Origin of the sequence: Lottiidibacillus patelloidae (assembly GCF_002262935.1) — a bacterium.
GTDB classification, from domain to species: Bacteria; Bacillota; Bacilli; order Bacillales; family SA5d-4; genus Lottiidibacillus; species Lottiidibacillus patelloidae.
Genome location: NZ_NPIA01000008.1, coordinates 52,890 through 76,906 on the forward strand (window position 1 = coordinate 52,890; position 24,017 = coordinate 76,906).

28 protein-coding genes, 1 pseudogene and 1 other annotated feature are annotated in these 24,017 nt (G+C 36.1%); of the genes and pseudogenes, 12 read left to right on the plus strand and 17 right to left on the minus strand.

Annotation, left to right across the window (positions count from 1 at the left end; all coding sequences use genetic code 11):
* Window positions 1-16: 16 nt before the first annotated feature.
* Window positions 17-949 (minus strand): diacylglycerol/lipid kinase family protein, encoded by a 933-nt coding sequence (locus CIB95_RS13405; RefSeq protein ID WP_094925985.1) that lies wholly within the window; start codon window positions 947-949, stop codon window positions 17-19.
* 18 nt (window positions 950-967) lie between these two features.
* Window positions 968-1,516 carry an RNA 2',3'-cyclic phosphodiesterase gene (gene thpR / locus CIB95_RS13410; protein ID WP_094925987.1) on the minus strand — a complete coding sequence of 183 codons (549 nt, stop codon included), beginning with the start codon at window positions 1,514-1,516 and terminating at the stop codon, window positions 968-970.
* Window positions 1,517-1,656: 140 nt separating this feature from the next.
* On the opposite strand from thpR, the gene cysK reads away from it, so the two are divergent.
* Both cysK and CIB95_RS13420 read left to right on the plus strand, forming a co-directional pair.
* Window positions 1,657-2,592, plus strand: a complete 936-nt coding sequence (gene cysK / locus CIB95_RS13415; protein ID WP_094925988.1) for a cysteine synthase A — start codon at window positions 1,657-1,659, stop codon at window positions 2,590-2,592.
* A gap of 462 nt (window positions 2,593-3,054) precedes the next feature.
* Window positions 3,055-3,309, plus strand: coding sequence for a YciI family protein (locus CIB95_RS13420; protein ID WP_094925990.1), 255 nt, complete (start codon window positions 3,055-3,057; stop codon window positions 3,307-3,309).
* A 57-nt stretch (window positions 3,310-3,366) separates the two neighbouring features.
* Here the strand turns inward: CIB95_RS13420 and CIB95_RS13425 are convergent, their stop codons facing one another.
* The 4 genes from CIB95_RS13425 to pepV all read right to left on the minus strand — a co-directional run bounded on the left by CIB95_RS13425 (window position 3,367) and on the right by pepV (window position 6,774).
* Window positions 3,367-3,723, minus strand: coding sequence for a hypothetical protein (locus CIB95_RS13425; RefSeq protein ID WP_094925992.1), 357 nt, complete (start codon window positions 3,721-3,723; stop codon window positions 3,367-3,369).
* A gap of 136 nt (window positions 3,724-3,859) precedes the next feature.
* Window positions 3,860-4,396, minus strand: a complete 537-nt coding sequence (locus CIB95_RS13430) for a GNAT family N-acetyltransferase (protein ID WP_094925993.1) — start codon at window positions 4,394-4,396, stop codon at window positions 3,860-3,862.
* A 69-nt stretch (window positions 4,397-4,465) separates the two neighbouring features.
* On the minus strand, window positions 4,466-5,305 hold the full coding sequence (locus CIB95_RS13435; RefSeq protein WP_094925995.1) for an aminoglycoside phosphotransferase family protein: 840 nt from the start codon (window positions 5,303-5,305) through the stop codon (window positions 4,466-4,468).
* A 65-nt stretch (window positions 5,306-5,370) separates the two neighbouring features.
* On the minus strand, window positions 5,371-6,774 hold the full coding sequence (gene pepV, locus CIB95_RS13440; protein WP_094925997.1) for a dipeptidase PepV: 1,404 nt from the start codon (window positions 6,772-6,774) through the stop codon (window positions 5,371-5,373).
* Window positions 6,775-7,105: 331 nt separating this feature from the next.
* Between pepV and CIB95_RS13445 the strand changes: the two genes are divergently transcribed.
* Window positions 7,106-7,327, plus strand: coding sequence for a DeoR family transcriptional regulator (locus CIB95_RS13445; RefSeq protein ID WP_094925999.1), 222 nt, complete (start codon window positions 7,106-7,108; stop codon window positions 7,325-7,327).
* Window positions 7,328-7,374: 47 nt separating this feature from the next.
* On the opposite strand, the gene CIB95_RS13450 is transcribed toward CIB95_RS13445, so the two are convergent.
* The gene (locus CIB95_RS13450; protein WP_094926001.1) at window positions 7,375-8,088 is read right to left on the minus strand and encodes a pseudouridine synthase; all 714 of its coding nucleotides are present in this window, start codon (window positions 8,086-8,088) and stop codon (window positions 7,375-7,377) included.
* 104 nt (window positions 8,089-8,192) lie between these two features.
* Between CIB95_RS13450 and CIB95_RS13455 the strand changes: the two genes are divergently transcribed.
* A complete protein-coding gene (locus tag CIB95_RS13455; RefSeq protein ID WP_094926003.1) occupies window positions 8,193-8,399 on the plus strand; it encodes a hypothetical protein in 207 nt (68 codons plus the stop codon).
* Between the two features lie 22 nt (window positions 8,400-8,421).
* Here the strand turns inward: CIB95_RS13455 and CIB95_RS13460 are convergent, their stop codons facing one another.
* Together CIB95_RS13460 and CIB95_RS13465 are read right to left on the minus strand one after the other, a co-directional pair.
* A complete protein-coding gene (locus tag CIB95_RS13460; RefSeq protein ID WP_094926005.1) occupies window positions 8,422-10,041 on the minus strand; it encodes a putative polysaccharide biosynthesis protein in 1,620 nt (539 codons plus the stop codon).
* Window positions 10,042-10,071: 30 nt separating this feature from the next.
* A complete protein-coding gene (locus tag CIB95_RS13465; protein WP_142296515.1) occupies window positions 10,072-10,455 on the minus strand; it encodes a hypothetical protein in 384 nt (127 codons plus the stop codon).
* Window positions 10,456-10,598: 143 nt separating this feature from the next.
* On the opposite strand from CIB95_RS13465, the gene CIB95_RS13470 reads away from it, so the two are divergent.
* Window positions 10,599-11,855, plus strand: a complete 1,257-nt coding sequence (locus CIB95_RS13470; protein WP_094926009.1) for a BaiN/RdsA family NAD(P)/FAD-dependent oxidoreductase — start codon at window positions 10,599-10,601, stop codon at window positions 11,853-11,855.
* Between the two features lie 39 nt (window positions 11,856-11,894).
* Here the strand turns inward: CIB95_RS13470 and CIB95_RS13475 are convergent, their stop codons facing one another.
* The gene (locus CIB95_RS13475; protein WP_094926011.1) at window positions 11,895-12,227 is read right to left on the minus strand and encodes a rhodanese-like domain-containing protein; all 333 of its coding nucleotides are present in this window, start codon (window positions 12,225-12,227) and stop codon (window positions 11,895-11,897) included.
* A 263-nt stretch (window positions 12,228-12,490) separates the two neighbouring features.
* On the opposite strand from CIB95_RS13475, the gene CIB95_RS13480 reads away from it, so the two are divergent.
* Window positions 12,491-12,703, plus strand: coding sequence for a hypothetical protein (locus CIB95_RS13480; RefSeq protein ID WP_094926012.1), 213 nt, complete (start codon window positions 12,491-12,493; stop codon window positions 12,701-12,703).
* Window positions 12,704-12,862: 159 nt separating this feature from the next.
* Complete coding sequence (locus tag CIB95_RS13485; RefSeq protein ID WP_094926014.1) at window positions 12,863-13,075, plus strand: hypothetical protein; 213 nt, start codon at window positions 12,863-12,865, stop codon at window positions 13,073-13,075.
* A 54-nt stretch (window positions 13,076-13,129) separates the two neighbouring features.
* Here CIB95_RS13485 and leuS read toward each other — a convergent pair whose 3' ends face one another.
* Window positions 13,130-15,547, minus strand: coding sequence for a leucine--tRNA ligase (leuS, locus tag CIB95_RS13490; RefSeq protein WP_094926015.1), 2,418 nt, complete (start codon window positions 15,545-15,547; stop codon window positions 13,130-13,132).
* Window positions 15,548-15,612: 65 nt separating this feature from the next.
* Window positions 15,613-15,849: a binding site (T-box leader), on the minus strand.
* Window positions 15,850-15,932: 83 nt separating this feature from the next.
* Entirely contained in the window at window positions 15,933-17,123 is a 1,191-nt protein-coding gene (locus CIB95_RS13495) for an MDR family MFS transporter (protein WP_094926017.1), read from the minus strand.
* Window positions 17,124-17,310: 187 nt separating this feature from the next.
* Here CIB95_RS13495 and CIB95_RS13500 point away from each other — a divergent pair, with 187 nt between their 5' ends.
* The 3 genes from CIB95_RS13500 to CIB95_RS13510 are packed head-to-tail and all read left to right on the plus strand — an operon-like array spanning window position 17,311 to window position 19,313.
* A complete protein-coding gene (locus tag CIB95_RS13500) occupies window positions 17,311-18,261 on the plus strand; it encodes a TIGR01212 family radical SAM protein (RefSeq protein WP_094926019.1) in 951 nt (316 codons plus the stop codon).
* On the plus strand, window positions 18,262-18,834 hold the full coding sequence (locus CIB95_RS13505; protein WP_094926021.1) for a tRNA (mnm(5)s(2)U34)-methyltransferase: 573 nt from the start codon (window positions 18,262-18,264) through the stop codon (window positions 18,832-18,834).
* Between the two features lie 35 nt (window positions 18,835-18,869).
* On the plus strand, window positions 18,870-19,313 hold the full coding sequence (locus CIB95_RS13510; RefSeq protein WP_094926023.1) for a GNAT family N-acetyltransferase: 444 nt from the start codon (window positions 18,870-18,872) through the stop codon (window positions 19,311-19,313).
* Window positions 19,314-19,576: 263 nt separating this feature from the next.
* Here the strand turns inward: CIB95_RS13510 and CIB95_RS13515 are convergent, their stop codons facing one another.
* Window positions 19,577-20,644, minus strand: a complete 1,068-nt coding sequence (locus CIB95_RS13515) for a tetraprenyl-beta-curcumene synthase family protein (RefSeq protein ID WP_094926025.1) — start codon at window positions 20,642-20,644, stop codon at window positions 19,577-19,579.
* A gap of 19 nt (window positions 20,645-20,663) precedes the next feature.
* Window positions 20,664-21,440, minus strand: a complete 777-nt coding sequence (locus CIB95_RS13520; RefSeq protein WP_094926026.1) for an alpha/beta hydrolase — start codon at window positions 21,438-21,440, stop codon at window positions 20,664-20,666.
* A gap of 108 nt (window positions 21,441-21,548) precedes the next feature.
* Between CIB95_RS13520 and CIB95_RS13525 the strand changes: the two genes are divergently transcribed.
* Window positions 21,549-22,079 carry a gamma carbonic anhydrase gene (locus CIB95_RS13525; RefSeq protein WP_094926028.1) on the plus strand — a complete coding sequence of 177 codons (531 nt, stop codon included), beginning with the start codon at window positions 21,549-21,551 and terminating at the stop codon, window positions 22,077-22,079.
* Window positions 22,080-22,173: 94 nt separating this feature from the next.
* Window positions 22,174-22,794: a YczE/YyaS/YitT family protein gene (locus CIB95_RS13530; protein ID WP_094926029.1), complete on the plus strand. Its 621-nt coding sequence runs from the start codon at window positions 22,174-22,176 to the stop codon at window positions 22,792-22,794.
* A gap of 37 nt (window positions 22,795-22,831) precedes the next feature.
* Here CIB95_RS13530 and CIB95_RS13535 read toward each other — a convergent pair whose 3' ends face one another.
* From CIB95_RS13535 to CIB95_RS13545, 3 genes and pseudogenes are all read right to left on the minus strand, one after another.
* Window positions 22,832-23,200: a VOC family protein gene (locus CIB95_RS13535; RefSeq protein ID WP_094926031.1), complete on the minus strand. Its 369-nt coding sequence runs from the start codon at window positions 23,198-23,200 to the stop codon at window positions 22,832-22,834.
* A 145-nt stretch (window positions 23,201-23,345) separates the two neighbouring features.
* Entirely contained in the window at window positions 23,346-23,585 is a 240-nt protein-coding gene (locus CIB95_RS13540) for a DUF5683 domain-containing protein (protein ID WP_094926032.1), read from the minus strand.
* A 119-nt stretch (window positions 23,586-23,704) separates the two neighbouring features.
* Window positions 23,705-23,881: pseudogene (locus CIB95_RS13545) on the minus strand (methionine adenosyltransferase domain-containing protein); the annotation flags it as partial.
* Window positions 23,882-24,017: the final 136 nt, after the last annotated feature.

Consider the following 24,017-nt stretch of genomic DNA (forward strand, 5'->3'; position numbering starts at 1 on the left):
TTATCCCCTTTTTTGTTTAAATGCTTATTTTTAACGACTTATGTATTATTGATATATTAGCAGGGGTGTAACCTACTGTTTCTCCATCAGCATGGATGAGTATTTTCTCTTCACTTTCTAAATATATCTCTTTTCCTTTGAACGTTGCTACTTCTTTCATCTGTAAATGTTTACCAATAAATACAAGCCCAAACAATGTTAATAATTTTAGCCTTGATAAATTGTGAACTATAATAACATCAAGGGCGCCATCTTGATTTGACGAATTGGGTGAAATCTTCATTCCACCACCATAAAATGGACCATTAGCTACCGTAATGAACCAGACATTAGAAAAATCATGATTCTTCCCATCGACATTTATTGTTAGATTCGTTCGTTTATACGTAATAATTAAAGATATTAATGCAATAACATATGATAAAGAACCTAAGCCAAATGTATTGAGCCATGATTTTATTTTGGAGTTATTTGCCTTTTTACCAACTTCAGCATCAAACCCTGCACCGAGCGCATTAACAAACCTTCCTTGCGCTTCACTATTTTGTAATTGGTAAAACCCTACATCAATTCCAGTTACGTTTTTCATTTTTTCTATTCTTTTTAATGCTTTGATAGGATGTTTGTCCTGGCCAATTGAACGAACAAAATCATTTCCAGTTCCACCAGCAATTACACCAAACGTAAATGGTACTTCTTTATTAGGAAGTCCGCTGATAGCTTCTTGCACAGTTCCATCGCCGCCAATGATGATTAATGATTTGATTTCATCGTGCATTTTATCAGCAACAATCTGTTTTACAATCTCAGTTGCTTCTCCCTCCCGAGAAGTAAAATAAATTGAATAGGGAATATTATTTGAGATCAAGTATCGCTCTACTTTCATCCAAGTTCGTTTTCCTTTGCCGCTAGCAGAGTTAGGATTTACAATAAAGACATGTTTTTTCATATTATTGACCTCTTCTTATTATAAATTAAACGTCCAGTTATATAGCGTTTTGTATTTTGGTGATCTTTCCATATGAGTTTCAAATAAAGAGAATGAGTTCACTTCAAAAGTCACTTCTTCTTTAAGCTGAAAATTACTCTGATTATATTCGTCTATTCCATTCCACTTTCTAGCTAGTGTGAGATGTGGAGAATACGGCCGTGTTTCTAAGGAAAAACCAACATTTGTACAACGATCATAAATGCTCTTTTGTAATTCCATTAGCAGTTTACTTTCATTTATCCCTGCCCAAAAAACACGAGGCTTCTGTTCATTTCCAAAAGTACCAAAATGGGAAATAGTAAGGTGAAATGGTGAAAATTGTTTATGCACTCCAGCCATTTCTTCATTTATTTTCTTTAGCTGAAATTCGTTCGCGTGTCCTAGGAAAACTAATGTAATGTGATAATCCTCAAAGTGCACCCATTTTTTAAAGAAAAGGTGTTCTGCATTGGTTAGTCTACATTCATTAATTTGTTCTTTAATTTCCTGTGGAATTGGTATTGCTATAAAATAATGTCTGTTCATTTAATCACCTATTTTCTTTATTTTATCATTAAATTGCATACTATTTGCTTATTAGTTTGCTCATTTGCTAGAATTAATTTAATCCCGACCTAAAGAATTGGAATTAATAACTTATTTATCAATGGAAGGATGTTTTAAACATGCGAATTGTTAATAATATTGCAGATTTAATTGGTGATACACCGCTTGTAAAATTAAATAGAGTTGCTCCAGAAAATGGTGCAACGGTTTATGTGAAATTAGAGGCGTTTAACCCAAGCGGAAGCGTAAAAGATCGTGCCGCTTATAACATGATTGTCGAAGCTGAAAAAGCTGGCCATCTAAAAAAAGGTGCTACAATTATTGAACCTACCTCTGGAAATACCGGAATTGGCCTTGCTATGAATGCTGCTGCGAGAGGTTATAAGGCGATTTTAGTTATGCCAGACACTATGACACAAGAAAGAATCAACTTATTAAAAGCATATGGAGCAAAAGTAGTTCTTACACCTGGTGACGAAAAAATGCCTGGTGCTATTAACAAGGCAATCGAGTTAACAAAGGAAATAGATAATAGCTATATGCCAATGCAATTTGAAAATAGTGCAAACCCTGATGCGCATAGAAAAACAACAGCTCTTGAAATTGTCGAAGGAATGAAGCAAATTGGCAAAGAACCTGCCGCATTCGTAGCTACTGCAGGAACTGGAGGTACGATTACAGGGACTGGAGAAACACTTAAAGAACATTATCCAAATTTAACAGTACATGTTGTTGAGCCTGCTGGATCGCCAGTTTTATCGGGTGGGAAACCTGGAAAACATAAATTAGTTGGCACAAGTCCTGGATTTGTTCCACAAATCTTAAATACGAACGTATATGATGAGATTTTCAAAATTGAAGATGAAGATGCTTATGATATAACGAGAAGACTTGCAGCTGAAGAAGGAATTTTAGTCGGCCCTTCATCAGGAGCAGCTGTTTATGCAGCATTGCAAGTCGCAAAACGTTTAAAGTCCGATCAAATTGTCGTTGCCATGACGTGTGATACTGGTGAGCGTTACTTGTCTAGTGACCTATTCCGCTTTGACGAATGAAAAGCTGAAGCAATCGTTTAACGGCGTAAAAACTGGAACACTTCGAATGAGATAAAGGAAACACAACGAGTGGAACGAGTTGATGTTAACTTATCGCAAATGAGAAGTGTGAAGTTTTCTAGACGTTGATTGCTGAAGCTGGATCAAATTAGAAAAGCTGAAGCAATCGTTTAACGGCGTAAAAATTGGAACACTTCGAATGAGTTAAAGGAAACACAACGAGTGGAACAAGTTGATGTTAACTTATCGCAAATGAGAAGTGTGAAGTTTTCTAGACGTTGATTGCTGAAGCTGGATCAAATTAGAAAAGCGGAAGCAATCGTTAACGGCGTAAAAACTGGAACACAACGAATGAGATAAACGAATAAACAGCAAAAAGACAGTCACTAGGCTGTCTTTTTATTTTCTTTTATAGTTTAATAATTGAGATAGTACTATTTTTTATAAAGGAGAAAGAAAAGAATGGCATACTTTGCAGCAATTTTACATATGGAAAAGCCTGAGCTTAATCAAACTTATCGCCAAGACCACTTATCTTATTTAGAAAAACTGGAATCACAAGGGAAACTCTTTAAAAAAGGGCCTTTTGTTGATGGTTCGGGTGGTATGGTCATTTATATCGCGGACACTTTGGATGAAGCACAGCAGTTAGCCGAGCAAGATCCATATGTAGAAAAAGGTGTTCGAAAACTGGAACTACATGAGTGGGGTATTTAAAAAAGAAAAAGCAGAAGGTTTTTCCCTTCTGCTCCTTAGTTCTTCATGAAAAACCCGTTATGATTGGAAAATCGGTACATAATTAAAGATAATCCATTGCGTGCAAATAAAGCTGATTAATAATACTAAATAAAAGTACTCTTTTTTATTTCTAATATTTGCAGGAAAAAGTTTTATTAATAATACTGTTAAGGCTCCTAAAACTCCATCAGTCAAGGCAATTGGAATAAAGTTTATTACATCCGGGTAAAAAGGAAATATTCCATCAAAAATTTCATTAAACATTAGCGCTGGCAAAATATGAAATAAATTGTAAGGCTCAGCATTATGGCCTAATTGGTAGACTCTAAAAAAACTTAAGCAGATAGATAGAATAAAAAATATGAAAAACCCTTTTACATATAAATTCTTCATAAACTCCACATCACTCCTTTCTCTCTAATACTATAAATTCAACAAAGAAAGGCGTTCCCCTTTTATAAATTCCATTATTTTCTAATACCTATAAATATCTTATAGTCTTATTGACACAATGACAAAAATATTATTTCTATAAATTAAGCCCCATCTCTATTCTTACTTCTTTTTTTTCAATATCATTATTTGAGTAACTTAAAAAGTCACATCCAATAAGGTTAAAGTCATGCTTTCTGTAAAAATCGATAGCTGGATAGTTTGATGTTTGAGTTTCTACCACTAGCGCTCTTACACCTAATTCAGTCGCCCGCGTTTTTACGAAAGTTATTAGCTTACTTCCAATACCTTTTTTCTGGTGGGATTGCTGAACATGAATATCATTTATTCTCAATACATTATTCCACTTTTCATGACTTACACTTACGACTCCTATTTCTTCTCCATCAAATTTGGCTATGTAACATTCTATATGATCATGGTAATCGTCGAATAGATTCCATTCTAGATACTTATGAAATGGATTGTCGAAATATTTTAATAAAAATTCAATTCTCCAGCCGTTTTCCACTTCTTTAAAGATAACATTATAGTATTTATCCGAAGTGTACTCATAAATGATTTTTTTACCATTTGGATAATTTCTTTTATCAATCTTTTTAAATTGTATCATGATTTAAGGTACTCCTTCTCCAATCTAAACTTCTTTCTATCTTATAGATCATTTATGGAATCATTCGTTTTATTTAGCAACGATTTCCCGCCAGTATTTCCAAGATTTCATATAATCTTCAAAATCTGCAGGATGATGCCTTAAGCAAGTAGCTAATCGCAGAAATAAACCAATCGTGACATCTTCATATAAGTCTCTTCCACTTTTATTTCCTTTTATTAAATGACTACTTGCCGCTTCAATCGTTTCCTTCGTTAAATCATCAGGACTAGAACAAAAAGCATAAATTAGGTCATAAATTGGTTCACCATAAACTGGAGTAGGGTCAATGACAGCGCTTAGTTTATTATTATGAAAAATAAAATTATGTACACCACAATCTCCATGTATATAATAAGCGTCATTGTTTTCTTTTTCCTTTTTATTAATCAATGTCAAAATTATTGAAAAATCATTATCTAACAATTTGTCTTTCAACATTTCTTTAGCGTCTATTACTCTATCTAACAAAAAACGATGCCAAGAATCCGTAGGACTTGATGACCAACCCCATGTTTGATTACTAGAAACCATTTCATATTTGTTTATAAAATTATTCACCAGATCCTCAAGTAATAATTGTTTATTTTTTCTAGGGTAACAAGTGTCCCCCTTCTTAAATTCATATACAAGATATGCTTCTGCCAAATTGGTATAAATCAATTTCGGTAACATCTTTACTCCTTGATACTTTTGTAAAAAGTTTACTTCCTCTTCAATAACTTCCTTCTTATTTAACTTAACAACATATGTATTATCAACAAGGTATACTTCACTTGAAGAACCACCATTTAGCTTTTTGAAATGGATATTTTTTGATTGGATAACGTTTTCCTTACGTAACGTTTCACAAATATGTTCGATCTTCATGCTTCACTTCCTTCTTCTTTACTTTAGTACAGAAAACGCACCGCTGGAGGCGGTGCGTACATTTTTTATTTTGCTAATTCATAGATCGCTTGTGCATAAATGGCAGTTGCTTTCAAAAGATCTTCAATAATGACATATTCATCTTTTTGATGGGCAACATCTTCACTGCCTGGGAACATTGGACCAAATGCAACACCTGCTTTTAAAGACCTTGCATACGTTCCTCCGCCTATAGCGATTAAGTTTGCTTTTTCACTAGTTTGCTCTTCATACACTCGTTGCAATGTTTGAACAAGGGAATGGCTTTCTTCCACGTAATGTGGCTTCATTTCCGAGACAATCTCAAATGTATAGCCATTATCTTTTGCATGTTTTTTCATTGTCGTGATAGTTGTTTCGACATCATGTGTAACTGGTGAACGCATGTTAATGCCAATTTTCGCAATATCTTTATTGTAAGACATGACACCAACATTCATTGTTAACGGCCCACTAATGTCGTCGGAAACTGCTACGCCAAAAGCTACTCCGCGTGAGTCACCTACTAGATATTTGTTTAAGAACGCTATGTAGTCTTCTCCATTTTTGTCTAAGTCTAATGTTGCTAAAAACTCTGCTAATATTAACCCAGCATTTTTCCCATTGTTCGGTTCCATGCCATGTGCCGAGATACCTTTTAACTCAAAATGAACACTTTCTTCTTCATAGTAGCTCTTTCCAGTCACATTCTTTTCAGTAATATATGCCTGAAACTGTTCTTGTAGGCTAGTGTTATTCGATTTAACTTGTGCTTTGGCGAAATCAGGAACCATATTTAAACGACGTCCAGAATCAAAGCTAAGTAACTTGCCATCTGGTCCCGCTTCAGTGTCCTCTAACTTATGTACAAGGTAGTAATCACAGATACCTTTTTCTGCATTAATAATTGGAAAATCTGCATCCGGCGCAAAACCGATTGTCGGCATTTCTTCTCTTTCGAAGTAATAATCGACACAACGCCAATTACTTTCTTCATCCGTTCCTAAAATCATTCGTACTCTTTTTGATAAAGGCAGACCCAACTCTTTCACAATTTTCATTGCATAATAAGCGGCTATTGTCGGTCCTTTATCATCAATTGCTCCACGGGCATATATTTTCCCATCACGAATCTCAGCGGAATAAGGATCACTTGTCCATCCATCTCCCTCTGGGACAACGTCAACATGACAAAGAATGCCTAATAAATCTTCTCCTTGTCCAAATTCAATATGGCCGGCATAGCCATCGACATTTTTAGTCGAAAAGCCATCTGAATTTCCTTTTTCAAGCATATGTTCAAGTGCTTTTTGAATTCCTTCGCCAAAAGGTGCGCCTTCCTTTGCCCCATCTTCATCCATTACACTTTTAATTTGCAAAAATTGTTGAATATCTTTAATGAAAATTTCTTTTCTTTTTAATACTTCTTCATTCCAATTTATTGCTGTCATAACCATCACCTCTACACTCTTTTTGTAAAAGTATCATCGCATAATGGTCATAATTTCGCAAATATTACAATAAGCATTTGATAAGTAGTCAGAATTATTATAAAATACAAATATAGGAAAGGAGGATGCAGCAATCTTTACAGTATATAAGGCAAATAGCGAATGTTTTGTGTAAGAAAGCTTGCGCAATATACAGGGGCAGGGAATGCTGACATCACTTAGAGAGACTTACATCCTTTTCCACTCCATCCATTCGTTCCGATTTTTGCTTTCAAAAAAAAGGATGGAAAGCAATGACCAAATTGCCGAAAATGATTAAAGGAGTGGTTTTTTGAAACCTTCATCAAACAGAATGATGACGCGTATTAAAGCCATGTACTTTTACATTCATCGGAAAGGTACAGTGACGACAAAAGAACTGGTTGAGGAGTTTGGAACGACTCAACGCACGGTCCAACGGGATTTACATATACTCTCCTATAATGGCCTCGTTGAAAGTCCTGCCAGAGGAACATGGACAACTACTACAAAAAAAGTAAAAAAGACTTCATAATAAAATAAATCACAAGATAAAAATCCATGGCAAATGCCATGGATTTTTTAGTCGTTGCTTTTTAACTTTTCCAGTTCTTCTTCCGTTAACTCACGGTATTCTCCAAGTTCAAGTGTTTCATCTAAGACTAAACTTCCCATGCTTATTCTTTGTAAGAAAGTAACTTGCTTGCCAACAGCTTTAAACATTCTTTTTACTTGATGAAATTTTCCTTCAGAGATAGTTAGTTCAATCTCTGACGTACTTCCACTTTTTAATATGATAAGTTCTCCAGGTTTTGTTTCATACCCATCATCAAGGGTTACTCCTTGAGCAAATTGTTTAACGTCTTCATTCGTTACTTCTCCGTCTACTTTAGCAAAATACGTTTTAGGGACATGCTTTTTGGGAGAAAGAAGTTGATGCGACAATTTACCATCGTTTGTTATTAGTAGTAATCCTACAGTATCAATATCAAGTCTGCCGACAGGAAATGGCTCATACAGCCTATCTTCTTGCTCTAACAAATCAACAACCGTTTCGTGCATGTTATCCTCTGTTGCAGAAATAACTCCAGGAGGTTTGTTCATCATAAGATAGATAAACTCCTGATAATGAACCTCTTCACCGTAAACAGTGACAACATCTTCCTCTATATTGATATGTAGCTTACCATCTTTAATCGTTTTATCATTTACCTTTACTGCACCGGTTTTCAAAAGGCTTTTTACTTCCTTCCTACTACCGTACCCTCTATTTGCTAGTAACTTATCAATTCGCATTACAACACCTCAGAAATTTTCTCATATTTAGGCTCTTGTCCATTTCACGTTATCCCAATAAGCATAGACTAATATCGTAATAACCAAGAAAAGGAGTGTATTTCATGGATTATAGACAACAAGGTTTTCCATACCAATGGCAATTCCCGTTTCCTGGATTAGGCGGTGGAACAGGTGGCGGTTATGATCGTCGTTTAGATCAAATTGAACGTAAACTTGAGCGCCATACTCGTCGTTTAAATCGTTTAAATCGTCGTTTAGAGCGAGTGGAAAGACAATTAGGTCTTGGTGGCGGATACGGTAACTATTAATAGCTTATCAAAAAAAGAAGGATTACCCTTCTTTTTTTGTTTTTCTTAAAAATCTTATTTTATGTCCGAGTAACTGTTGGAATAATTGAAATCGGTAACCTAAAAATACATAAATGAAACCAGCCACTACTGTTGAAGCTAACAAAATATACAACATATCGATTCTAGTTCTTCCAACGATTTCATACATTCCAAGTCTAATTAAGTAAGCTGGTAAAATCATCGCTATTGTTACACTAATAATCGTTAACGCCTGTTTTCCTAATGGTCCGAAAGAAAAGGATGTATGTTTTTTAATAATATAAACGTTTAACACAATCGTTACCGTAAATCCTAATGCTGTTGCGTAAATTGATCCATATTCATTAAACAAAGATAATAAAGGAACATTAAGACTAGCTTTTATCGCAAAACCAGTTAATATACTAAAAACTGACAGTTTCTGTTGGTTAATGCCTTGTAATATCGAAGCTGTAACTGTAAATAAACCAAATATTACTGCAACTGGGGCATAGACCATTAGCAATGCCCCTCCCATTTCCATATCAGCCGTTCCGTAGAACAACCCATACACTTCGTAAGCCATCACAGACATACCAGCTGAAATAGGTAAGATTAATAGCAAGATAATTTGCATTGATTGTGCTATTTGCCGATTTACTAATTTACTATCTTCTAATGTAAAAGATTTAGTAATCGCAGGAATTAAAGATAAAGCAAGAGCAACCGTTAGTGAAAAAGGGATCATAACTAGTTTATGACCATAAAAATTGATAACTGACTGAGCTTGTTCAGCAACTTCCTGAGGATATCCACCAGCGATTAATGTTCGATTATATGTAACGGTATCAATCAATTGATATAAAGGAATGGCAATGCTAAAAAATACAAATGGCCAAGCATATGATAATAATTCTTTATAAATTTTACTTAGAGACACTTTTTCGGATTGTTTTGCGGTCTCATATTGTTCTTTAAAAAACTTTCTTTTTTTCAACCAAAATATGAAAAGGACTCCCATACTTGCAATTGCACCGACAAATGCTCCAAATGTTGAAATCCCAATTGCAGTAGAAATCTCTCCATTGTACACCCGAATGATTAAATAGCTTCCTCCTAAAATTACGATAATACGAATGATTTGTTCAACAACTTGTGAAACTGCTGTCGGTTCCATTGATTGATGCCCTTGAAAGTACCCTCTTATTAAACTCATAACAGGAACGATAATTAATGCAAAACTTACCATTCGAATAACGTAAACGACGTCTGAAATGGTATTACCTGATGTAGCATTTTCGTCTACGATTAAAGGGGCAATAAATGGAGCTAAAATATTTAATAATATAAATGAAATAATACCCGCGCCAGTCATTACTAATATCCCACTATTAAACAAGCGACGCCCAGTTTCATAATCTTCCAAAGCATTATATTTAGCGACAAACTTAGAAACCGCTAGTGGTATTCCTAGAGTCGACAAACTTAACATGATCGTGTATGGAACGTATGCATAACTGAATAGAACTCCGCCTTGAGTTCCAACTAACTCATAAAACGGAAATACATAGATCATTCCTAGAAATTTCGAAATAAAAATTGCTGCTGATAAAATTAATGTTCCACGTAATAATTTACTCAATGGCGATTCACTTCCTTATATAAGACACTATTACCAACCAGCTATCGGCTGCCTTGTAATTTCAACTTCATTTATTATTAAGTAATTGGACTGTTCTGTTAAATGCCCAAATGGTAAATCTGTTATAGCTACAGTAAATCGTTCGTACGCTTCTTGTTCCAATAACAGTTTCCCTGCATATTCCGCTTGAAATAAAATTGCATACTCTTCCTTGCCATCTAATTGAAAACAAAAAATATATGCATCTTGCTTTTTATCATAAAGCCAAGCGTAAGAATATTTGTCCAATTTTTGGTTGATCTTTGCTTTTAACTGAGGAATAGACAATAGCATTGTATTTCCTTGGCCACTAGTTGTCCAGCCACCATCTTCGGGTATAAAACCTTCTTTTATACTAGGTATGTATTGCTGCAAGTTTAACTCTCCAATCGTTTGGATATCCAATCTTCATTGTATTCCTTTTTGTGCCTATACTCAATGGATAGTGTTGCAAGTTTCTTTTTTTATTTTACAATGGTATGGTTATGAAAAAAGAATGAATTAAAGGGTGAAACACATTGTTTTATGATGTAATTGTAATTGGTGGCGGTCCATCTGGTTTAATGGCAGCAGCTGCGGCTAGCGAAAAGGGTGCAACTGTTCTACTTGTTGATAAAGGAAATAAACTCGGAAGAAAATTAGCGATTTCTGGTGGCGGACGTTGCAATGTTACGAACAGGCTTCCTGTTGAAGAAATAATAAAACATATTCCCGGAAATGGGCGGTTTTTATATAGCGCGTTTTCTATTTTTAGTAATGAAGATATTATTAGATTCTTTGAGAAGTTAGGTATTAAATTAAAAGAAGAAGATAATGGAAGAATGTTCCCCACTACTGATAAAGCCCAGTCAGTCGTTGATGCTCTTCTTAATCAATTAAAGAAGTTTAATGTAACGATTAAGACAAACACTCCTGTTAAAGAAGTGTTGTATGAAAATGATAAAACATGTGGCATTACACTCACTTCTGGCGAAACAATTAATAGTAATGCTGTTATTGTCGCAGTTGGTGGAAAATCAGTACCACATACTGGTTCTACAGGTGATGGCTATGCTTGGGCGGAAAAAGCTGGACATACGATTACAGAGTTATTTCCTACGGAAGTTCCGATTACTTCAAACGAACGCTTCATTAGAGAAAAGCAACTACAAGGGCTTGCTCTGCGTGACATTGATTTAAAAGTTGTAAACCCAAAAGGAAAAGATGTAATCGTTCATAAAGGAGATATGCTCTTTACTCATTTCGGCATCTCAGGACCGATGGCTCTTCGTTGCAGTCAATTCGTTATTAAAACAATGAAAAAGTTTTCCTTAAAAGAAGTTGAAATGCAAATCGACAGCATGCCGGATGATTCCATAGAAAGCGTATTCCAAAAGTTAAATAAATTAGGTAAAGAAGAGCCAAAAAAAGCAATTAAAAATTTATATAAAGGACTTGTACCTGAGCGTTACCTATTATTCTTACTGGAAAAAGCAGATCTAGACTTACAGCAAACTTATGCCAATACATCTAACGAACAACTTCGTACGTTTGCAGCACTTTTAAAAGGATTCTCTTTCAAAGTAAATGGTACACTCTCTATTGAAAAAGCATTCGTTACTGGAGGCGGAGTTTCCGTGAAAGAAGTTAATCCAAAAACGATGCAATCGAAAATCATGGACCGATTATTTTTCTGTGGAGAAATTTTGGATATTCATGGATACACTGGGGGCTACAATATCACTTCTGCGTTAGTTACTGGTCGACTAGCAGGAATAAACGCAGCTGAAAAATAAAGTAAAGGCATCGGAAAATTCCGATGCCTTTTATGATGCTTAAACCGTATAGTAATACACTGGCTTTTTCTTTGCTTTTTTTATTATTCTAGCTGCCATAAGTGCACCTTTTGTTCCATCCGATACAACTACGATATTTTTATCACATTCTTCACTATTAACACTACGATGTAAAATAGAAAGTGGAATATTAACCGCATCATCAATCGGTGTTCGATGAACTTCTGAGTAGTCCCTTATATCAATCGTGCAATAGTCATTACTATTGACTGAAGTTTTTTCAATTGGCTTTAAATAAGCATATGGCACCACAAAATTACGGATGAAATATATTAAAACTATAAATAAAAGACCTGCTAATACTGCAAACAAAACACTCTCCCCTTTCGTTTGCAAAAATTAATACTGATACTATTTATACAACGGCTATATTTTATAGTCAAGAGGATTGCTTACAGCAGTTATTTCCAACTAGTAATAGGTACTTTCCTATAGTTAAATCCCCCATTTTTTAATTATCATTGCTATACTTTTCACCTATACAAGCATATCAACCATAAAATAGTTTATAGTTCCGAGAATATTGTATTTCGATAATTGGAACAACGATCAAATTGATTAGAGGGGGTTTGAAGGTGGAGCATAAAACATCTGCAATGTGTCAACTTTTATCAACGTTAAACCCAGGAACAAAAGTCAATGAAATTTTCATGCAAGGAAGTTCAGAACAAGTAGCTCACTTTGCAAGTTATGATGCAAGAACTCGTTTAGCGACTTTTGTACAACAAGACGGTGATTTACTAGTCGTTGATGCTAATCGTATAGATGGAGTAGAACTTAACACATAATATATATTTTTACTAGTTATATATCTATTTTTAATAGAACTAATTAATTTACCCTGTCCTACAATATTTCTAAGCATAGAATACAACATAGTCGCTCTGATAAATAAAAAACTTTATTTATGATTGCGACGATCTTTATGTAGGATTGGAGGTAAGAACATGTCAAACAATAATTCTGCAATCATGCGTATTTTAGCAAACTTAAACCCAGGAACTGCAGTAAACGAAATCTTTATGCAAGGTTCTTCTGAGCCAGTTCGTAATTTTGCGAGCTTTGACCCTAGCACTCGTATTGCAACATTCGTACAAGCGGATGGTGACTTAGTAGTAGTTGATGCTAACCGCTTAGATGCAATTGAAATTAACACGTAATTTTGGCAAATAAAAGAGTAGCTTAAAAAAAGCTACTCTTTTTTACTTATATTATTAATTTGCAACGATATTTACTAACTTTCCAGGGACAGCAATCACTTTTCGGACTGTTTTCCCTTCAATTTGTTCCTTCACTTTAACATCCTCAAGCGCAATTTTTTCTAATTGCTCCTTTGATGCATCTACTGGCACGCTAAGTTTAGCGCGAACTTTACCATTAAGTTGGACAACGATTTCTACTTCACTTTCAACAAGTTTTGTTTCATCAAATGTTGGCCAAGCTTCGTATGAAAGTGTTGTTGAATATCCTAATTTCTCCCAAAGTTCTTCACTTAGATGAGGTGCAACTGGAGAAAGTAGTTTTACAAATCCTTCTACATACTCTTTCGGTAGACTATCTGCTTTATATGCTTCATTAATGAATACCATTAGTTGTGAGATACCAACATTAAAGCGAAGTTCAGTGAAGTCTTCGGTCACTTTTTTCACTGTTTGGTGATATGTGCGTTCAAGTGATTCCGTTGAAGCACCAGTTTGGACCTTTTCACTTAATTCACCATTTTCACCTACAAATAAACGCCAGACACGATCTAAGAAACGACGTGAACCGTCTAAGCCATTTTCTGACCAAGCGATTGATGCATCAAGTGGACCCATGAACATTTCATAAAGACGTAGCGTATCCGCACCATGACTTGCAACGATATCATCAGGGTTAACAACGTTCCCTTTTGATTTACTCATTTTTTCGTTATTTTCACCTAAAATCATCCCTTGGTTATATAAACGTTGGAATGGTTCTTTTGTAGGCACTACACCGATATCGTATAACACTTTATGCCAGAAACGAGCGTAAAGTAAATGAAGTACAGCATGTTCTTGCCCGCCAATATACATATCTACAGGAAGCCACTTTTCAAGCTTAGCTGGATCTGCAAGCATTTCTTCATTATGTGGATCAATGTATCGTAAGTAGTACCACGAACTACCTGCCCACTGAGGCATTGTGTTCGTTTCACGACGACCTTTTTTCCCAGTTTCAGGGCAAACAACATTTACCCAATCTTCAATGTTAGCTAATGGTGATTCACCAGTTCCAGAAGGCTTAATTTCCTTTGTTTTTGGAAGTGTCAGTGGAAGCTCTTCAACCTTAACAGGAGAAATCGTTCCATCTTCCCAATGAATCATCGGAATAGGCTCGCCCCAATAACGTTGACGACTAAATAACCAGTCACGTAAGCGATAGTTAACTTTCTTTGTTCCACTATTATTCTCTTCAAGCCATGCAATCATTTTTGAGATTGCTTCTTCTTTCCCAAGTCCGTTAAGGAAGTCAGAGTTTACATGCTCACCTTCACCAGTGTAAGCTTCATTTTCAACATTACCACCTGCAACTACTTCAACAATTGGTAGCTCGAATTTCTTCGCAAACTCATAGTCACGCTCATCGTGAGCAGGAACTGCCATAATTGCACCAAAGCCATAGCTTACTAACACATAGTCTGCAATCCAAATTGGTAGTTTTTCACCATTTACAGGGTTAACAGCATATGCTCCTGTGAATACACCTGTTTTTTCTTTTGCTAACTCTGTACGCTCAAGGTCACTCTTATGTTTTACTTCGTCAATATAAGCTTCAACAGCATCTTTTTGCTCAGCAGTAACGATTGTTTCAACTAACGCATGCTCTGGAGCTAATACACAGTACGTTGCACCAAATAACGTGTCCGGACGAGTTGTGAAAACAGTAAATGTTTCACTTGATCCGTCAACTTTAAATTTCACTTCCGCTCCTTCAGAACGACCAATCCAGTTACGTTGCATATCTTTAATATTTTCAGGCCAATCTACTTCATCTAAATCATCAACTAAACGATCTGCATAAGCAGTAATTTTTAGCATCCATTGTTTCATTGGACGGCGTTCGACAGGGTGACCGCCACGCTCACTCTTCCCATCAATTACTTCTTCGTTTGCTAACACAGTACCAAGTGCTGGGCACCAGTTAACTGCAACTTCATCAATATATGCTAAGCCTTGTTCATATAATTTTGTGAAAATCCATTGCGTCCATTTATAGTAATTAGGGTCTGTTGTATTTACTTCACGATCCCAATCATATGAAAAACCTAATTCTTTAATTTGGCGGCGGAATGTGTTGATGTTTTGCTCAGTAAATTCCGCAGGGTCATTTCCTGTGTCTAGTGCATATTGCTCAGCAGGTAATCCAAATGCATCCCAACCAATTGGGTGTAGGACATTGTACCCTTGCATACGCTTCATACGAGATAAAATATCAGTTGCCGTATATCCTTCCGGGTGACCTACGTGAAGTCCTGCACCTGATGGATAAGGAAACATATCTAATGCGTAATAGTTATCTTTACCCTCATCTTCTGTTGTTTTAAACGTTTTTCTTTCTTCCCAATATGTTTGCCACTTTTTTTCAATCGCTTTGTGGTCAAATGACATTGTTAATTCCTCCTTGTTTTTCCAATTTTGGATAAAATAAAAAACCTCCCATCCCTAGCCTTAATGCTAGGGACGAGAGGTTGAGATCATAAGTTCAAACTTCCCGCGGTACCACCCAAATTAGTGTAACCACTCACTTTAACAATCCTTAACGCGGAGTACGGTAAGCGCTAGCATAGCAGTTAACTATGTTCACACTTACAGCTCAAAGGTGAGTTCATGAAGATCACAGGATTGACTCGCACCTACCGTCAACTCTCTAAACCTTTTTCCTCATTACTAGTCCTTTTCAAAGCTTTATAATTTTATAAGTTAATTTGTATTGTATGAATGTTTTTCCAAAGTGTCAAGGCTATAGACCAATTATTTGCAAAAAAATTTACTTTTAAACAGAAACTTGTTCATTTTCCCGCTTTAATTTCAAATCATACGTCAGTGTAGCAAAGATCGCGATAAAGAAAAGGCCAATCAATAAATAAAAGAGCATTTGAATGCCATACAAGTCAACAATAATTCCGCCAAACAAAGGACCAATCATCCGGCCACCTGTTGCTGTACTATTGACAATTCCTTGGTAAAAACCTTCTCGCCCTTTTGGCGCAAGGCTGTTTGCAATTGTTGGCACAGCTGGCCAAACTAGCATTTCACCAATCGTAAGAACAATCATCGCAATGACAAAAATACTAAATTGTTCTGCAAAAATTAATATAATAAATGAGAAGATGAAGATTACTAACCCTAAAGTTATTTGCGATTTTAATGATTTTGCACGCTTAACGAGCATTGATGCAAATGGTTGCCCTAATACGATAAGCGCCCCGTTAATCGTCCATAATAAACTATATTGCTTCAAGCTTATTCCTAACGTTTGTGTATGAGCCGAAATTGTTGCCTGCCACTGACAATAGGCAAGCCAAGCCAATAAATAAGCAACACATAAAGTTAATAAAGCGGTTAATTTTGTGCGATTTTTAATCACAAACTTTTGTTCAAGAATACTAGTAGTTCCTTGAGCATTATCTGCCGCTTTTTTAGCAAGCGGACGATATGTAAATAAAACAAGTAAAAAGAACATGAAATACATAAATCCGTTTGCGATGAAAATATATTCAAATTTATAATCCGCAACTAAACCACCAAGCGCTGCACCAACAGCAACCCCTAGATTTTGTGCAACATAAATTGCGTTAAATGCTTTTCTACCACCTTCTGGCCAAACACTACCTGCCATTGCATAGATGGAAGGAAACATAATTCCAGCCCCAAAACCTAGTACAATCATTAAAACGACATATGGCGTCCAACTATGAAATGGTACTAGTAAAAAGGCGGATGTCATCGTGATGGAAAGGCCAATTAAAATAGATTTATAACCACCAAACCGGTCAAATAATAAGCCACCGATGAGATTACCAGCTATCCCAGCTGCAGCATTAAGCATTAAAACCATACCAGCTAGTGATAATGATTTCCCTAAATGAAGATGAATATATATTGTGTTAAGTGGCCATAAAAACGAGGCACCTGTAACATTTATTATCATCCCGATAATTAAAAGCCATAAAGATCTTGGCACTAGACTTCCTCCTAAACTTTCATTTCCTTCATCATTTTATTTCGATTACCGAAAAAAATCAATGTAAAATTATTAAGCTAACGATGGCAAGGTACACTTTATTGGATAGATAGCAGTATCATGGTAAAATGCAACTAGTCTTTCTTTATTATTAACATTATTTTGCTACATGAAAGAAGGGATTATAATGTCCATTCCATATACATTTCCAGAAGGAAAACGATATAACACTTGGAACTACGAGCTTCGCCAGCATTTTGGCGAAAAAGTATTTAAAATTCCGTTAGATGCTGGCTTTGATTGCCCTAACCGTGATGGAAAAGTTGCACACGGTGGCTGTACTTTTTGCAGTGAACGAGGCTCTGGGGATTTTGCCGGAGATCGCCAAGATGATTTAATTACTCAATTTAACGATATAAAAGGACGAATGCACAAAAAGTGGAAAAATGGTAAATATATCGGCTATTTTCAAGCTTACAGCAACACATATGCACCAGTAGAAGAGCTTCGTGAAAAATTCGAAGTCATCTTGAAGCAAGAAGGTGTTGTTGGATTATCGATTGCAACTCGTCCTGATTGTTTGCCTGATGATGTAGTCGAATATTTAGCTGAACTAAACGAACGAACTTACTTATGGGTAGAGCTCGGCTTACAAACGATCCATGAAAGAACGGCCTTACTTATTAATCGTGCACATGATTATCAATGTTATGTAGACGGTGTTGCTAAATTGCGTAAACACGGTATTCGCGTCTGTGCCCACATTATTAATGGGTTGCCACTAGAAACGCCAGAAATGATGGTTGAAACGGCCAAAGAAGTTGCAAAACTAGATGTACAAGGAATTAAAATTCATCTTCTGCACTTATTAAAGAAAACACCGATGGTTAAGCAATATGAAAAAGGACTTGTCGAGTTTATGAGTCTTGAATCCTATATAACTACAGTAGTCAATCAACTGGAAGTACTTCCACCGTCTATGACGATTCACAGATTAACAGGTGATGGACCGGCTAACTTAATGATAGGTCCAATGTGGAGTATGAATAAGTGGGATGCATTAAATGGGATTGATGCAGAATTAAAAAGACGAGATAGTTACCAAGGAAAATTTTACAAAGAAAAGGTTGAACAATAAATGTTGCTAGAAAGAATATTACCGTATACAAAAACATTACTAAGACAAGCTGTTACAGAAGGCGATATCGTCATTGACGCTACTGTCGGAAATGGTAATGATACGCTTTTTTTAACAGAGCTTGTTGGGAATACAGGCCATGTTTATGGCTTCGACATTCAAAGTGAGGCTATTGAAAATACAACAAAGCTTCTTACTGAAAATAATGTTAGTGCTCGCGTAACACTTTTTCAAGAGAGCCACGACCGCTTTCCAAACCTCTTGAGCAACGATCACTTACTAAAAGTGAAGGCTGCTATTTTTAACCTTGGCTACTTGCCAAAAGGCGATAAATCCATTGTCACCAAACCCGATACAACTATTCGCGCTGTACAACAATTGCTAGAGTATATGCCAACTGGCGGCCTTATTATTTTAGTTGTGTACCACGGGCATGAAGGTGGAAAAACAGAAAAAGATGCTTTACTAGACTACTTAAAAACGATCGAACAAAAACGAGCAAATGTCTTACAATACCAATTTATTAACCAAGTAAATGATCCGCCTTTTATCGTTGCACTTGAGAAAAAGTAGATTATTATACGTGAAATTTGGAGTGTGAACTAGCAGTGGATTTTCAATTTAAGCCAATAACAATCGATTTTGTAAAACAAATAGAAGCATGGAAGTATGAAGGTGATATTGATGACCTTTATATGTATCCTTACTACACTTCCTTTGAGGAAACTGGGAGATTAATTGGCCCTGGTGGCTGTGATGGATTTGTGGCATTTTTAGATAACCATCTTGCAGGAATTTTTGAGTTTACTATTCATGAAAACTATTTTGAAATCGGACTAGCTCTTGAACCAAGTTTGGTAGGAACAGGAATTGGAACTGAGTTTGTTAACCAAGGAATAGAATTGGGTAGAAAACACTATAACAGCCATTTTGACTTCGTCAGGCTTATGGTTGAGAAGAAAAACAAAGCTGCAATTAGAGTTTATGAAAAAGCAGGATTTCACACAGTGAAGGAAATAGACGGTGAAATTGAAATGAGGAAATCTCTTTAATAGTATCAAAAGGTTGGGACAGCTGCAGGCACTCGCTTTCCGCGGGCAACGCTTCAGCCTCCTCGGGAGGTGTACTGCACCCCTATTGTTGGACACCTCACCAACATTAGGAGGAGCCAGTACAGAGTGAACTTCCTGCGGGGTCTTCAGCTGTTGCTTTTCCCGCAGGAGTCTCGTGCCTTCGACTTCTATTGATCAATATCACTGTTCGTCCTTTAAATAAACACTTGTTTTTTTCGTCCCAACCTTATTTAACTTTTATTTCATTTTCCAATTTTCAGCTTACGATAAATCATGACATTATAGTAAAAGAAATATGATACAGTTCCTCCAGCTTTTAATAATCTCTTTTTCTGAGCTAGCACTTGTTTACTTTGCTTTGTTTTGCTATCGGCCAAGTACATACCAACTAGTCCTCGTGCAACTAAGCCATGGAAATGGTGATCAGGTAACTCTTGCGCCTTTCTTTTTGCTTCTTTAGCTATATATGTTAGCCTTTCTTCCATTACATCCTCATTTTCATAATAAAAGCAGAAATTTAGATCGCCACCTTTTCGGTCTTCCTCCTGATCGATGAAATAATCTAACAGAATATGTAGCCCTTGTATCCACGGGAAATAAGCTTCTTTAATCTTTTTCGCATCAAACTCACGCTTTGCACTTAAGGCATAGGAAACAAGGCAGAAAATCCCTAGCGTTGAGCCAGAACTTGCCCCGAATTCATACCACCTTAAATAAGGGTATTCGTTTTTGTATTGGGAAAACCATTTTTCAAGACGAGGAACTCTTTCTTCCACTTTGACATGCTTATGTATTTGTAAATTGGAGTAATGTGTGGCAAAAAGACAAACTGTCTCAGATATCTTTTCATAATCGTCTATCTCTTTAAGAATTAACTGACACGTTTGCACTAGAGCTACTAAATAGCCACCATCATCTTGGTCTTCCCTTTCTCGGTAATAATTTTTATTTGCTACATTTTTATAAGGAGAAAGAGCATCTATCATCGCTTCATGCAAAGTAGCAAAATCGGTCGGATCAAGTGACGTACTACGGTCACACAAGTTATCAAGGTAATCACTAATCGTTTGATAAGCTACGATGAAGGAAATGCTGTTATTAAATTTTTCTCCTGCAAGTAAGGCGTAAACTGCCCCGCCTTCACAATGAAAAGTTTTCGTACAAATACTTGCTAATGCTTGTTTTCGTAATTCCTCATTAGGGATGCGACTAGCCATATCCTCCCAGTCTCTTATTTCTTCATAAACAGCAGGAAGTACTTTTTTATAAACTTGCATCATTAAAGGTAATGACCGCTTCGGTAGCTTCATTTTTCCCCTCCTCCTTCAATCACAAATGACTCTTTATAAACGTTGTCGCAGTTGTAAACACTTCTTCACGTTCTGGTTCATGGAATATATCATGGAACAATCTAGGGAATTCTTTATATGTTTTTTCTTTATTAGTTATGGCATTAAACCAGCGATACACATCAAATTTTTCTACAATCATATCACTACCACCTTGGAGAACAAGTAAAGGAACATCTTTAAACTTCTCTGGTCGTTTATGAGCCAATTTCATTGCATGTACAAGTTCACGGTACCATCTAACTGAAACTTTTTCTACCAATAAACTATCGTTAAAATCAAATTCAATTCGTCTTTCATTTCTCGTTGCCATTCGCGGATCTAAATGAGAGTGGAAGGCCATGGAAGGAACACACTTGTTTAGCACACAAGATAATACATTCATAAATATTGGTGGGTGATGTTTAATCCCTAAACATGGACTAGATAAAATAACAGCTTTAACTGGTATTGTTTTCTCCATTAACGTTCGAATGATGATAAGTCCGCCCATACTATGCCCTAATAGAAAAATCGGTAATTGATATTGTAATGCCTCATTTACCCACTCTTCTACTTTATCAATATATTGGTCAAATGATTGGATATGCCCTCGCTTACGAGTAGTAATGCCTTGTCCAGGCAAATCGTCCATAAGAACATGGAAACCTTCCGCTCGAAACATTTCAATCAACCAGCCATAGCGCCCGTGATACTCCGCTGCACCGTGGACAAGTACAATTGTGCCTTTTGCATTATTTGCCTCCCAATGCCACATGGACTACTTCTCCCTTCTCTTTCAAAACCCTTTTTGCTAAACTTAAAGGTATTACCTTTACCTATTGTTTCCTCAAAATAGAAAAACATATTAAAGGAGAGGAAGAAAATGATTTATCCTTATCATGGCGTGACGCCAACAATAGCAAAAAGTGCTTTTATCGCAGACTATGCAACCGTTACTGGCGATGTAACAATTGGTGAGAAATCTTCCATTTGGTTTAATACTGTCATTCGTGGTGATGTTGCAAAAACGATAATTGGTGACCGAGTATCTATTCAAGATAATTCAACGCTTCACCAAAGTCCGAACAATACATTAATTATTGAAGATGATGTAACTGTTGGGCATCAAGTTATTTTACATAGTAGTATCGTCCGTAAAAATGCGTTAATTGGAATGGGATCTATTATATTAGATGGCGCAGAAATTGGTGAAGGTGCTTTTATCGGTGCAGGAAGCCTTGTACCTCCAGGTAAAAAAATCCCGCCAAATACATTAGCACTAGGAAGACCAGCAAAAGTCGTTCGTGAGTTAAATGAAAATGACTATAAAGAAATGGAACGTGTTCGAACGGAATACGTTGAACGAGGACAATATTATAAAAAAATGCAAGAAGAGAGAAAGCAAGGGAGCTAAATCCTTTGCTTTTTTATTTATTTCCATCCCCCATTCACAAATAATGAAAACAGCAATACGATATTATGTTACGTCATGGATGGAGGGATCTTATGTGAAGTATCTCATTCTTATCTTTGCTTGTGCTTGTATCGCTTTTGGAATTACGATGACGATTCAAGTATCCGAACTTGGCTTAGAACCTTGGGGAGCAGCCCATATCGGCTTAGCAAATTATGTATATACTGTTGGGACATGGACAGCGATTTATCAACTTTTGCTACTTTCCATTAATTTTTTCCTCGATAAAAAATTACCGCGTTTTGGCACTCTGTTGTGCATTCTTTGTCTCGGACCTTTCATTGATTTCTTCATATACTTAAACATTACTCCACTCACCGATAGTTACTTTTTAAAATGGCTGCAATTTTTCCTAGGAATTATTATTGCTTGCTTTGGAGCAGCACTTTCCATTACAACGAATTTAGGGAGCAGTCCGAAAACACAATGTTATGTAACGATCGCAGCAGCTTTTCAAATTCCATTATTTATGGCAAAGATGCTATTGGAGTTAACCGGGCTTCTTACTGCGTTAATTGTTGGTGGGCCGATCTTTATCGGTACTCTCTTCTTCGTTTTTTTGACAGGACCAATTGTGCAATGGCAATATACTCAATTACAAAGAGTTAAAGGTAAATTTTCAAACCTAAAACAACTGAAAAAGCGAACAGCATGAAATTGCCGTTCGCATTACATACATAATAGAAAGTACTTTATTTTGCATCAGAATCTAGGTGCATTATCCCAAATAGGTGACCTTCAGGATCTTTACAATACGCCAAATAGCCAACTGAAGGAATTGGCATTTTCGGTACAACGACTACTCCACCATGCTCTTCCACTTTTTTGATATAATCATCGACATTTTCCACAGCTATTGTATTCGTTGTTCTAGCTTGACCATCAGGGGAACGCATAAGTCCACCATCAATACCCGGAGAATCATCTTCGCCAGTGTATACTAACCAATAATCTTCCGGACCGTCCCACTTTTCAAAGCGCCAATCACACACTTCTTCGTAAAACTTCATCGTTTTCTCCGGATTCGGTACTTGGATTTCAAAATGAATGACTTTACTCATCAAATCATCTCCTTTTAAATGTGCTTATTTATTATTAGTTCTCCTACTTAATCATCATTACCTTTTAGAAAAAGAAAAAAAAACGTAGTCAGACTGTTTCGTCTAAATACGTTTTGAAATAATTCAACCTACCTCTATGTAATTTTTACATTGTTCCATTTGCTTGAGCTAAGTTAATTCTTTCAGCACATTTATATGCATCAACAATTCCCCAAATCCAAACAATAGGAGCTAAAATAAAGCCAATTAAAATTATAGCAGTTAAGCCTGCAATTCCTGCACCGATAAAGAAAGCAATACCTTTTCCGATATGACCATTATAAACTTGGCCCAATCCTGGAACTAAAAAAGATAATACCGCAGCAAGTCCTGAATTTTTCATCATTTCACCACCCAGCAAATTTAAATTTATTACTTAATCCTTATTGTTTAAATTTGGGAATTATTACTCTTATATTTCTCGAAATAAAAAAGCAAGAGCCTCAGCCCTTGCTTTTAGTAATACTATTTATTTGCTTGTGCTTTTAAGTCTTCGACTTTGTCTGTACGCTCCCATGGAAGGTCAACGTCAGTTCTTCCGAAGTGTCCATAAGCTGCTGTTTACTTGTAGATCGGACGACGTAAGTCTAACATTTTAATAATTCCAGCTGGACGTAGGTCGAAGTTGCTGCGTACAAACTCACCAAAACATGTTCCATAAAGACTGAATGCATTTTATCCAATGGATTTTCCATTTTCTCTAAAAGTTTCGTAATAGTTATTTAGAGTAAAATGCATATGTGCGTTGGTAGTTATGGGTCGCAATCCCCATGATTAT